General features: G+C 47.0%; 11 protein-coding genes and 1 pseudogene. 8 read left to right on the top strand and 4 right to left on the bottom strand.

Annotation, left to right across the window (positions count from 1 at the left end):
• Nucleotides 1-17: 17 nt before the first annotated feature.
• Nucleotides 18-974: an AraC family transcriptional regulator gene (locus tag GGC63_RS15780; RefSeq protein ID WP_318781061.1), complete on the bottom strand. Its 957-nt coding sequence runs from the start codon at nucleotides 972-974 to the stop codon at nucleotides 18-20.
• A 238-nt stretch (nucleotides 975-1,212) separates the two neighbouring features.
• On the opposite strand from GGC63_RS15780, the gene GGC63_RS15775 reads away from it, so the two are divergent.
• The 4 genes from GGC63_RS15775 to GGC63_RS15760 all read left to right on the top strand — a co-directional run bounded on the left by GGC63_RS15775 (nucleotide 1,213) and on the right by GGC63_RS15760 (nucleotide 6,318).
• Nucleotides 1,213-2,193, top strand: a complete 981-nt coding sequence (locus GGC63_RS15775) for a glycosyltransferase family 4 protein (RefSeq protein WP_192703118.1) — start codon at nucleotides 1,213-1,215, stop codon at nucleotides 2,191-2,193.
• 23 nt (nucleotides 2,194-2,216) lie between these two features.
• Nucleotides 2,217-3,332 carry a glycosyltransferase family 4 protein gene (locus GGC63_RS15770; RefSeq protein WP_192703117.1) on the top strand — a complete coding sequence of 372 codons (1,116 nt, stop codon included), beginning with the start codon at nucleotides 2,217-2,219 and terminating at the stop codon, nucleotides 3,330-3,332.
• A gap of 17 nt (nucleotides 3,333-3,349) precedes the next feature.
• Nucleotides 3,350-4,639: a protoporphyrinogen/coproporphyrinogen oxidase gene (locus GGC63_RS15765; protein WP_192703116.1), complete on the top strand. Its 1,290-nt coding sequence runs from the start codon at nucleotides 3,350-3,352 to the stop codon at nucleotides 4,637-4,639.
• Nucleotides 4,640-4,896: 257 nt separating this feature from the next.
• Complete coding sequence (locus GGC63_RS15760) at nucleotides 4,897-6,318, top strand: PQQ-dependent sugar dehydrogenase (protein ID WP_192703115.1); 1,422 nt, start codon at nucleotides 4,897-4,899, stop codon at nucleotides 6,316-6,318.
• A 65-nt stretch (nucleotides 6,319-6,383) separates the two neighbouring features.
• Here the strand turns inward: GGC63_RS15760 and GGC63_RS15755 are convergent, their stop codons facing one another.
• A complete protein-coding gene (locus GGC63_RS15755; RefSeq protein ID WP_192703114.1) occupies nucleotides 6,384-6,980 on the bottom strand; it encodes an NAD(P)H oxidoreductase in 597 nt (198 codons plus the stop codon).
• Between the two features lie 170 nt (nucleotides 6,981-7,150).
• Between GGC63_RS15755 and GGC63_RS15750 the strand changes: the two genes are divergently transcribed.
• A complete protein-coding gene (locus GGC63_RS15750) occupies nucleotides 7,151-7,507 on the top strand; it encodes a winged helix-turn-helix transcriptional regulator (RefSeq protein WP_079911309.1) in 357 nt (118 codons plus the stop codon).
• Nucleotides 7,508-7,575: 68 nt separating this feature from the next.
• Here the strand turns inward: GGC63_RS15750 and GGC63_RS15745 are convergent, their stop codons facing one another.
• The gene (locus GGC63_RS15745; RefSeq protein WP_192703113.1) at nucleotides 7,576-8,457 is read right to left on the bottom strand and encodes a LysR family transcriptional regulator; all 882 of its coding nucleotides are present in this window, start codon (nucleotides 8,455-8,457) and stop codon (nucleotides 7,576-7,578) included.
• 169 nt (nucleotides 8,458-8,626) lie between these two features.
• On the opposite strand from GGC63_RS15745, the pseudogene GGC63_RS15740 reads away from it, so the two are divergent.
• The 3 genes and pseudogenes from GGC63_RS15740 (at nucleotide 8,627) to GGC63_RS15730 (ending at nucleotide 10,860) form a co-directional block, all read left to right on the top strand.
• Nucleotides 8,627-9,540 (top strand): annotated as a pseudogene (locus GGC63_RS15740) (NADP-dependent oxidoreductase).
• A gap of 176 nt (nucleotides 9,541-9,716) precedes the next feature.
• The gene (locus GGC63_RS15735) at nucleotides 9,717-10,412 is read left to right on the top strand and encodes an MIP/aquaporin family protein (RefSeq protein WP_192703112.1); all 696 of its coding nucleotides are present in this window, start codon (nucleotides 9,717-9,719) and stop codon (nucleotides 10,410-10,412) included.
• Between the two features lie 109 nt (nucleotides 10,413-10,521).
• Entirely contained in the window at nucleotides 10,522-10,860 is a 339-nt protein-coding gene (locus tag GGC63_RS15730; RefSeq protein ID WP_192703111.1) for a hypothetical protein, read from the top strand.
• 54 nt (nucleotides 10,861-10,914) lie between these two features.
• Here GGC63_RS15730 and GGC63_RS15725 read toward each other — a convergent pair whose 3' ends face one another.
• A complete protein-coding gene (locus GGC63_RS15725; RefSeq protein WP_192703110.1) occupies nucleotides 10,915-11,991 on the bottom strand; it encodes a hypothetical protein in 1,077 nt (358 codons plus the stop codon).
• Between the last annotated feature and the right edge of the window lie 51 nt (nucleotides 11,992-12,042).

Raw genomic sequence — 12,042 nt, 5'->3', positions numbered from 1 at the left:
CATTACGGTCAAACGGATTAAAAATATTTTTTTATCTCCGACGGCTTCATACCAAACTTCCGAATGAATTGCTCGGAAAATGCGCTTACGTTGCTGTAGCCTACCATCATCGCAGTGTCAGTGACATTGGCCTCTTGGTTCCGCAGAACCATCATCGCACGCTCGAGACGAACATGTCTCAAATATTCGAATACGGTCATTCCAAAACATGCCTTGAAGCCCGTCTTCAGTTTAAAATCGTTTAACCCGGCCATTTTGGCCAAGGCCAGCAGAGAAGGAGGGTCGGTCATACAAGATTCAAGTATTTCCTTAGCCCTATGCAGTTTTTGGATATCCCCTTTGGACAAGCCGTCCGGTCTGGGCGAAGGCTCGAATAATTGAAGCATATACATGTTCAGTAACTCTAATGCGGATGCTTCCATCAGTAACGGGGATCTATTGGCGTCTTTAAAATCGGAGATTAATTGCTTAGCCAATACCATGCTTCTGGCGTCATTTTTAAAACAATAGCGGCGGAAGGTCTGCCCCTGCAGGAGCCGGTCGAATTCGAAATTCGTATTGGTTGAAGCCGTCAACTCATGAGCCGCATAATCAAATAGAGAAACCGGAATGGCCAGCGATAGGGAAACATACGGTTCTTGTGCCGAGGGATAAAACTGCGCTTGAAAGTCTTGAATCAAAGCAAGCGTACCCCGCCCGACCGGAGTTTCATGATCCTGACCGGACACATTCACCTGCCGCCCCCCGGAAAGAGTAAACTGAAGCTCAACCATACGTCCTCCGGAAGCAAAACAAAAAGGATACGGTTCATGATAACGAATATCGTGATACACGATTTCGATCCCGCTATAAGTAGTGACCTTGCAGGCATTCCCGGCGCCGATTTCCGGTCGCAGATTGTACGTTACTCCATTCTTTTGGCCAAACAACGTTTCATCGAAATATCGCTGATAAATGGACTTCAACGATTCCACCACATTCACCTCTTTACGAAATAGTATACCGCAAGAGCTCCTAAGGATGAATTCCAAGACGGGAAGTACGATCAGGCATTCGGGAAACTACGAGATAAAAGTGGCAGGAAAAATATACAAATGAATTGCTATTTTATTACAATCGAAATATAATGGGGACAAGACTCGTTCGTTTTAACGAACGTCATTTTGCAAAATCAAAAGCCTTATAACGAACGAAGGGGGATACAAAATTCATTTGTTAGCAGCCAGCTTCTTTTTCTCGCTAGCGTTTTGCATGCTATTGACCCCCATCATGAGGATTATCGCGCTTAAGCTGCGCATCGTTGATTATCCAAATACGGAATTGAAAACGCATAAGCGCCCCACTCCCTATTTGGGAGGACTAGCTATTTTTGCCGCTGTAGCAGTCGTACTGATCTTACAGAACGATCATGTGACCTTGATGAATCAGTACGGTAAAATACTTGGCGCGCTGATTATACTGGGACTAGGTCTCGTTGATGACATAAGGCCGTTATCTCCCGTTACGAAGCTTATTGTACAGTTTATTGCTGCTTTCATCGTTGGGTCCAGCGGGATCTCTTTCTCGGTTTTTGATAACGGAATATTGAACCTTGCAGTGACCATCCTTTGGATCATAGGTGTGTCTAACGCCATTAACTTAATCGATATTATGGACGGGCTTGCGGCAGGCATTGTTAGTATTTGTTCCTTATTTTTTGCATTGTTGCTGCAGCTTTCAGGGGATCTATTCAGCAGCGCTTTAATGCTCGCTTTAGCTGGTGCATGCTTAGGCTTTCTGATCTATAATTTTCAGCCCGCAAGAATCTATATGGGCGATACCGGCAGTTTACTGATTGGGTTTTTAGTTGCATGCACGGTGATAGATTGGACGGAGGGTCAGGAGTTTGGCCGGCAGCTGATCGTCCCCGTTTTTATTCTAGGGATCCCCTTATTTGAGCTGATCTTTGTCTCGGTATTGCGAATAAGGGCCGGGAAGTCCCCGCTTCGAGGGAGTCAGGATCATTTTGCGTTGAGGCTTGTCAAGATGGGGCTATCCGTCAGAAAAGCGGTGCTGCTCGCCTATGCGGGTGCCATTATACTGGGTACCATCGCCTTACTCATCCTATCGTTTGATGCCTATGGATTGGCAGCGGCAGCATTCGGATTGGTATGTGCGGCGGCATACAAATTAAGTCAGGTAAACGTAAGCTAATACGGTCCCGAGAAGGTGATGAAATGGCAAAGGTTTTATTTGTTGTTCCGTACGCCAAGTACTATTTGAATTTTAACCGGGATCTTTTGGAATCGTTGGTACGAGACGGGCACAGCGTAACGGCATTGGCACCTGATACCATAGTGGAGGATACGTTGGCTGCCATTGGGGTTAAGTTCGTTCGGGTTCCTATCCGGAATACAGGGTTAAACCCGTTGTATGATCTACGCAGTATTCTTCATTTGGTTCGGATCATAGGAGATGAGGACCCCGATATCATCAGCTGCTACTCTATCAAGCCCGTACTTTACGGCAGCCTGGCGGCCAGACTCGCAAACAAGGGAAGGGTATTTGTCAACATTACCGGATTAGGCTATATGTTCATGGAGCGAACCTGGAAGCAGCGAATGCTGATGCCGATTGTCAAAACCTTATACCGCCAGGCCTTTCGTCATTGTGAAGGGGCTTTTTTTGAAAACGAGGATGATCTTCAACTATTTACTAACATTCACTTCATTCAGCGGGAAAAAGCGACGATAGTGAACGGAGTGGGTGTCAACCTTACTTCATTTAGAAAGCCTTCCGGCAGGACGGGCAAAGCGCCCGTTACCTTTATCCTTATAGCAAGAATAATTAAGGCCAAGGGAATTTACGAATACATCGAAGCTGCGAGGATTTTAAAAAAGAAGTATCCGGATATAGGCATCAAGCTGTTAGGTCCCTTTGATGTTAACCCGACGGCGATCCGTGAGGACCAAATGACCGAATGGATAAATGAGCAGGTGGTTGATTATCTTGGAGAAACCAGGGATGTTCGACCGCATCTAAACAGCTCGGATGTTTTCGTCCTGCCCTCCTATTATCGTGAAGGAACTCCTAAATCTATATTGGAAGCGATGTCAATGGGGATGCCTGTTATTACTACGAATACACCTGGATGCAAGGAAACGGTTATTCCAGAATACAATGGTTTCCTGGTACCGGTTAAGAACGCCGCCGCGCTAGCTGAGGCGATGGAACGATTCATACTAGACCCTGGCTTGATAGAAAGAATGGGAGCATGCAGCCGCGAGATAGCAGAGCAAAAATATGACGTACATAAGGTCAATTCACGAATTAGAAGCGTCATGCAGATCTAGAAGAAAAAAGGGGGAGCATGGTGTCCATATATGTTATCGGAGCGGGCGTAACCGGCTTATCTTTTGCAGCAAGCTTAGGCCATGCGAAGGTCCTGGAAGGAAGTTCCATAATTGGAGGGAAAGCCGCATCGTATGGAATCGATACTCCCGTTGGCAAGTTTACCTTCGATGTAGGTGGCCATTGGTTTCATTATCAAAATGTCCCGGAGGTTTTGCAGCTTTTGGAAGGACTTCCTCTGCAAAGGCACACACGGCAAGCCTTCGTATACCTGGAAGGAAAATGGTTCGACTTTCCGTTACAGCAGAGCTATAAAAAGCATGAAGACAGTCGATTTGTCAATCAGATTAATCGGGAGTTAATCGCCATAAAGGAAAAGGAAGCAGACAGAGGGGGCCTCTTCCATAACTATTTGGACATGCTGCTCCGATCGTACGGACCTACTTTGTTTGAATATTTTTTCAGAGATTATAACAGGAAGATGTTCGGGGTATCGGATCTGGCACAAATCCAAGTAAGCCAATACGAGCAAATCAGAAATGTTCGAACGGACAAGAATACTGCGGGATATAACAGTTATTTTTATTATCCGCAAAGCCCGTTAGGAGCCCAAGCGATTCCGGGACACCTGGCGAACCATGCATGCATTCAGTTCAATTCTCAAGTCCAATCGATTCATCTTCATAACCGAACTATCACCATCAATGAGCAAACGGTTCCTTGGGACATGGTTGTTTCCACGATGCCGCTACCCAAATTGATAAGTATGCTGAACGGTGCAGATAGTCAGATCACAAGCTTGTCCCGGCATTTGCAAGCAAGCAGGGGGTTCATCCTCAATTTAGGAGTAAAGAAGAATCCGCTGCATGCCAACAAAAGCTGGATTTATGTATCGGAGATGAAGTACTGCTGCTACCGCATCGGTTTCTATAGCAATGTTCAACCTAGTATGGCCCCGGAAGGATATAGCTCCATTTATGTAGAGTGCTCCCCTTTGTATTTTAAGGATGAAGAGGAAGCATTAAGCTTATGGCCACGGGTCATTAAGGACCTTATAAGCATTGGGATCATTGAGGATGAACGGGATATTGTGACTATGAAACCAATCTATCTGGAGCACAACTATTGCTTGCCGGACGATCGAATCACATCTAGGCTCCGAGGCTACTTGCAGCAGCATAACATCTACAGCATTGGCAGGTACGGGAGCTGGCATTGGTCCAGCCAACATGAGGATATGAAGCAGGCTATTGATCTAGCTAAGGAATTGAAATTAACGAAGCGCTCCTTTAAAGCTGTCTCTAATTAAAATATTCTGAACGGATTAGCTGCAATCTTGGCCTAAGGCACCGCAGGAGGATTTTTTTACAATTCGTGGGAGCCGATGGTCAAATAAAGGATATGGAATATCCCGCGGCATTCATCCGACCGGAGCAGCGCTTATATGGCGTTTGCTCCGTTTTTTTTCGTGAAGAAATAAGGCTCTGTAGAAAACCTCCTGGTACTAAAGGAACCGCTCTAATCATATTTCTAAAAAAGGAAACAAGAGGAGGGGGGCTACAATAGTTGATAAAAGTTAAGGTTCGTTTGCGGCCCATTGTAAGCAGAATCAATATGCCCACTGTTTTGAAAACCGCTATGCTTCCGGGTGATTCATCCGAAACCTTATTTATTGCGACCCAGGTAGGAGAGGTCTTTTACATACGAGGCGGTGTTATAAGGACGTTGTTAAATATTAGCCCCCGCATCCTAAAACTAGGCGGCTCTGGAGGATATGATGAACGGGGGTTGCTCGGGCTTGCGTTTCATCCCGAATTTTATTATAACGGTCTTTTCTATCTTCATTTTTCAGCAGCGGGAACACAAGGTCCCGGCGCGCTTTCAGGTGAATTTGAATCCTTTAAGCCTAACCCGTGTGATCCCAAAACGTTAAACCTGCAGTGGATACATAGAGAAACGCAATATGATCATATCGATACAGTGGAAGAATGGATATTACAACCGAATGGCCAGCCTCAAAAGCGGCGAACATTACTGAATATAAGAAGACCATTTTTAAACCATAATGGTGTTAATAGCTTGAATTTTTCGCCTGAAACAGGAAGGCTTGTTTTGACAACCGGAGATGGCGGATCCGGCTACGACCCGTTTAATTTAAGCCAGAACGATATGGAAATCGCAGGGAAAATTATTGAAATTGACGTTGCCAAGAATACATTTATGTACAACCCGCCTGTAGTCACACGTTTTGATGAGCTTCCCGTACCTATCCAGGAAACGCTTACGGTAATAGCCAAAGGGGTCCGTAATATTCCGGGCATTTCATTTCAAAGAGTCTATAATCAGTATATCAAATATGTGGGAATCGTCGGGCAGGATCTGGTAGAGTCGATTTTTACATTCGTTCATTATAAACCAATACCGGTTACCCAGCTTGTTCAAGCTTCTGTAATGAATTCTGAACTTGACCAGCAAGGGTTTATTAACTTTGGATGGAGAGGGTGGGAAGGCGCTTTTCCTACTTCGATCATTAGGCGCTGCTCTGGGAATCCGACTGGGGATGAGAAAACCATTGCCTATTACAATGAAACTGTAATGACCTCAGCGAAACGTCTTCAGCCTTTGGTGAGTTATTTTCATCAAGACCCCCGGCCCGACAAATTCGGAGGAACCGCACTAACAGGAGTCCAGCCCTATAGAGGGAACGGAATCCCCGCTTTAACGGGAAGTGTTGTATTTATCGATCTTGCCCGCAGTGAAGGCTCTCGCCCTCCGGTTAGAGGGGTTTTAGCTTATTCCAGGGCACAAACGGACTGTAGACCTAGTGATTTTAGTGTTATTGAAACGGATGATCCGTTCGGTTCTCAGTCAGCTTATTACGTTAGTTTGGGAACGAATCTGGATCAAACCCGACTTTATTTAGGGGTCTATGGGTCTATGAAAGTAGCGGATTTTAACCAGGGCTCCGTTTTTGAAATAGTTCCATAATTCATTCCGTACAAACAAGAAGGCCCCTCTCGAACGAAAGGGGTCTTTGGTATGTCAATGTTTTATCAAGCTTCCTTAGCGGCTTTTATATCGCTGTCGTATTCCAATCCCAGATGGTAGGCGCGTGACAGGAGATTCTCGAAGGTTTCCGGCCTTGAATCCAAGGTGTCGTATAATATCTCGACCTTGCTATTAGAGATTCCGCAGTAATCGGCTATTCCGATGTTGAGATGTCGGGAGAGCATCTTATCGTATTCTCTCTTCTCGAAATGTTCTTTCGGAGCTGCTGCCAGACCAAGCCACAGTACTTTTTTATGATGCAATGTAGTAGAGCCGTACGCAAAACCATTATTCCATACCCGATCGATATATCCTTTGAGCATAGCGGGCAGGTTGAACCACCATATCGGGAAAATAAAGGCGAGCGCGTCATGATGTTTCATTCGTTCCATTTCGGCCTCCACCTCAGGTGAATAGATCTTGTGATCAGATGACCAATCCGGTTCATCCGCTTCCCACATTACGGGATTAAAGCCGCTGCGATGCAAGTCCAGCACCTCCGTCTCATGTCCTGCATCAGTGAGTCCTTGGACGAATCTGCCTGTTACGGAAAAGGTTAAAGAGTTCTCCCGCGGGTGTGATACAACGGTTAAAATTTTCATAAATGGCAACCTCCCTATTTCTCTTTTGACTTCGAATGAAGTACGATAAAATTATCATGTATTCTGAGAAATATAGGAAGTACTTACTTTCTTGTGCCATAAACACTTCAAAGTGACATAGGCACTAAAAAGTAACCGTACATTCTAAGGAACGAGAGGATGGTGATCCCATGGAAGAACAGATAACTCGGTCTTTTAACATCCCTGCAGAAGCGACATTGGAAGTGATCGGGGGGAAGTGGAAATTATTGATTTTATGCCATTTGAACTGCGGACCCGGGCCCAAAAGAACGAGCGAATTAAAAAAAGCTATTCCCGATATAACGCAGAAAATGCTGATTCAACAGCTTCGGGAATTGGAGGAAGACGGTATCATCACGAGAACGGTATATAATCAGGTGCCGCCGAAGGTTGTCTATGAAATGAGTGAGCTTGGAAATTCATTGCAATTCATATTAGACCAACTGGGTGAATGGGGCGAGCAATATATCCGTCGCCGCGAATGGAAGTCTTCCTGTTCCGAATAAGGGAAGCAATATCTCATCTTCAGGACACTCTTGTAGTTTATATTGGATGCAGCCAGCCTCATTCCCATTCAACCTGCTTCCTCTGATTCGGCAAAATACCCGATGAGAAAGTCGCGAAACTTGCGCGCAGCGAGGGATAGGTACCGCTTCTCATACCATACGATTTGGAAATTACGCTGGCAAACGGGGAACTCAATACGGAGCAGGTTCAGAGGGGAGTTCGGGCCGCCGCAATTTCCTACAAGTGCAACGCCTAATCCGGCTCGGACAAGACTAGCGATGGCGGCAGGCTCGTCGACCCGGCAGACGAAGTTAGGTGTAATCCCAGCTTCCTGAAAGAACAAATCGTTCATCCGCTGAAAAGGAAGCCCCTCCTTATACCCGATAAACGAGTCCTCCGCCAGCTCACTCAAACGGATGCTCTTTCTCCCGGCAAAGCGGTGTCCCTGGGGAACAGCCAAATAAACATCTTCCTTCAAAACGGACACGGCGCTTATATCGGGCCGATCGATCGGCAGGGCCGTAAAACACATGTCGACCTCACCTGCTTCCACCAAATGCGTCATTTCTTCCATCGAAGCCTGTGTAATCCGAAAGTTGACTTCCGGATGAAGCGTGAGAAACTCGCCGAGCGCCTCCGATAATCGGTCCAGCGTTGATGTGGCGAGATGAATACTCCCTTGTTCGAGTCCCGCCAGCTCAGACACTTCTTTCCTCCCTTCGTCCAGCAGGGTGAGTGCCTTCTCTACTTTGTCCAGAAATGCCTTGCCGAAGGTATTAAGGCGAATCCTTCCCCCATGTCTATCGAACAAAGGGACCCCAACGCTTTCCTCCAGTCTGGAGATCGTCTTGCTCAGCGCAGGCTGCGCGATGCACAGCTCCTGTGCCGCCTTCGTCATGTGCTCCAATCGAGCCACCGTTCGAAAATACTGCAGCTGCAGCAGCTCCATCCACTTTTCCCTCCCATATACTTGAGTATATAATCCCTATGGTTTGAGATATATTTTTGTTTATTTACAAGTGATTGTAAAATAAAGCATGCAAGGAAAGCAATGTGCCTTTATATAAAAAAAACCATTTTTGGGGAAGCGGACATTATGGACAGGGGAGGATTGTTCTATGAAAGCAGCAGCATTTCGTTCGGTTGGTGGACCAGAGGTTATGGAGGTGATGTCGTTTCCCGATCCGCAGGCTGGCCCGGGGCAGGTCAGGGTTCGGGTGAAGACGGCGGGGGTGCAGCATTATGATTGCGGCGTGCGGAGCGGCTGGACTCCGCAGGGCGTAGCCATTCAACTTCCGCAAATTCCGGGCAATGAGTTTGCAGGCATCATCGATCAAGTAGGGGAGGGTGTAACCGGCTTTCACATCGGCAGCGAGGTGCTGGGCTTTGCGTTATTGAATTGTTATGCTGAATACGTGGTCGTTGTGCAGACCAAATTGTAAGCAAGCCCAGCAGCATGACCTGGGAAGAGGCAGGCGGACTGACTGGCAATGGTCAGGGCGCGTATATCGCTTTGAAAGCCATCGGCGTTGGACCGGGCGATACGGTATTGATCAATGGTGCGGCCGGCTCACTTGGCGCTTTTGCCGTACAGCTTGCGAGAGAGTGGGGGGCGAAGACCATCATCGGCACCGCCAGCGAGCGTAACCATGACTATCTTCGTTCGTTGGGCGCGATTCCAGTGACGTATGAGGAAGAGCTGGTCGAGCGGTTACGGGCGATTGCGCCGGAAGGCGTCGACGCCGCATTCGATACGGCAGGAGGGGAGGGGCTTCGGGCTGCGGTGAACTTAGTGAAGGATAAGAATCGTATATGCACGTTCTTCGCCTATGACCTCGTTGAGGAGCTCGGCCTTCGTGTCGTCCGCGCTGAACGCTCGGCAGCCCGCCTTGCAGAACTGGTAGAGCTGCATTCAAAAGGCAAGCTGCACATCCATATCCGGCAGACGTTCCCGCTCGAACTCGCTGCGGATGCCCACCGGCTGATAGAAACCAGGCACGGCCGCGGTAAGATTATTCTTACCATCGATTAATTTTCGTGGTCACTTATGATGCTCTCCTGCATATCATCTAAAGGGCAAACGCTCTTGTACAAAAATTCACTAATAGGATTTTACATCTATTTCACTACATCCCACCCTTTGTACAGTTTTTGTCTATTTGCATCATTTATGATGGATAAGGTTGATTATTCATTAGGAGGGATGTTATGAACTCGTCTTTCAAAAAGTATGCTGCCGAATTCATTGGAACTATGGTGCTTGTTCTATTCGGTTGCGGCAGCGCTGCTACGGCGGGTGGTGAGCTCGGGTATTTGGGAATCGCATTGGCATTCGGGCTTTCTATTGTGGCGATGGCCTACGTTATCGGTCCGATTTCGGGGTGTCATATCAATCCGGCGGTTTCACTGGCTATGCTTCTTAGCCGTAAACTGACGAGCACCGACTTTATCGGGTATGTTCTTTCACAAATTGCCGGCGCTATTGCGGGCTCCGCCATTCTGTACGCCATTATCGTCTCTGCGGGCATGCCCACGACGGGACTCGGGCAGAACGGTTTCGGCCCCGGCTATGGAATCGGGATTTCGGCGCTGATGGCGGTCGTTGTCGAAATCATTTTAACCTTCGTTTTTATTTATACGATCCTGGGCGTGACCTCCTCGGTGAACAATGGAAACGTAACCGGCCTGGTCATCGGGCTGACGCTCGCTTTCGTCCATATTCTGGGTATTGCCTTAACAGGGACGTCCGTCAACCCTGCAAGAAGCCTGGGTCCGGCACTTCTGCTTGGCGGGCAAGCCTTGTCTCAATTATGGGTGTTCCTTATCGCCCCGCTTGTCGGCTCGGTATTAGCCGTTGCTATTTTCCAGTGGCTGAACAGCGGAACTAAAGGGAAGCAAGCATAAGATTGTCAGTGGGTTAAAGAAGCTATGAAAAAGTGATGGGTATCCCGTTGGGGTACCCCCTTTCGTTTTATGGTGATTTTCAGATAATCTAAGAGGGGAGGCGAAAAAAATGGCTGGAAATGCAGATGAATACCGTCTCATTGCGAGTGAAGAGCTGACGGAGGCCGATGTACCGGAAAAGATGGCGGGCTGGATGGGTATCACTAAGTTCGCGATGACATTCGACGAGTTCGATTCTTTCGAAGAATGCTTCGACGCTGCGGACCGGGTGGAACAAGCGTACGAACGCGCCCCCCAATTCGCCGGTTGTTCGCTATGGGATTTGCGGGCGTTTCTGCTCATGGAAGAAAGGGGCTGCCAGCATCGCGGCGATTGGCCGTCACCGGAGCGGATGGAGCTCATTTACGATGCTATCGAAGCGATACGTGATAAAGTCAGATTATCTTAAATCTGACCGCTCGCCGAAAAGGCCGCCCCAGCAAGGATTAACAATACATTTGGATCATAGATAGATCCTGCGAGCTTCTTCGTCGAAGATTTCGATTATATTCTCATACTCGGCGATATCGATACGGTTTTGCCTCATTATCTTTTGAATAAAGATAGCATCCGTAAAGATTTTATTGATAGCCGATTTGCACCCTGGCGGAGTGTCTTTAAAGTAATCGACCAAGTCATGAATGTCTTCGAATTGAAAATAAAGGATATAAGTGACGTAATTCTGAAGCAGTGTACGGAAGCAGTGATCGTGATAGGGGGTAGAGCGGTTGCTAGAAAGAAAGTCTCTCATGATACCGAACAGCTTTGTTTTATCCTCGGAATGCATCTGCAGGAAAGCATTGACGTCATTGATCAGCTGCAGCACATCCTCTAATCCTTCCTCCGGGGGCATGGTCAGCTTGGGGGATTTGCCTTCTATCGAATGTAACAGCTCCAGAGTAAGCTTCTTGCAAGCATTGATTTCTTGCGGGGCTATGAATAAGCTATCCTTATACTTATCGAAATGATCGCGGTAATAATCGTGATAGGCAGTAAAATAATGCTCCATCCAGATATTGGTTTTCGTATGAACCAGATCATGCCCGAGGAATGAAAAGGAGTAAAGGGTCTCTTCATTAACCGGGTGAGCGTAAAGGTAGAAAAAGAAGAAAAAGTCTCTTAACGAATCCTTCTGCTCCTTATTCAATCTGGTTATGTGCGTCAACTGAGATAGCTGAAAAAAGCAATAGTTCTTCATAAAATCATTCATGGCATTGTACGGATTGATCTTGATAATGGACATCGTCCGGTTAATAGTAAACAGCAGATAATATAAAATCTGTTCATCATATACATCCAGCTGCTTATAAAAAGCCGAGAGCACGGGCTCCCAGTCCGGGTTCGCTGTGTAATTAGGATCCCTCGACTGTAATTCACCCGCCCACTCGCTAAACGACTCCTCCTCATGACCGACAAAGAACAACTCCGCGCTACCGTCTTCGCACAGACTATATTCGAATCCATCTGTCGGAGCAGCAGATGGTAATCCCCGGTTGAATTTGATATTCAGATACTCATTATACAGTGATTGCAGCTTCATCCGTCGGTTCCCCCGTTTCCTTAAGGATGCATTTGTGTTAAATATTTCGTA

The sequence above is a fragment of the Paenibacillus sp. OAS669 genome, from assembly GCF_014873645.1.
Classification (GTDB): Bacteria; Bacillota; Bacilli; order Paenibacillales; family NBRC-103111; genus Paenibacillus_S; species Paenibacillus_S vulneris.
Note: the sequence above shows the minus strand (reverse complement) of the source record. Positions and strands in the feature narration are given on the sequence as shown.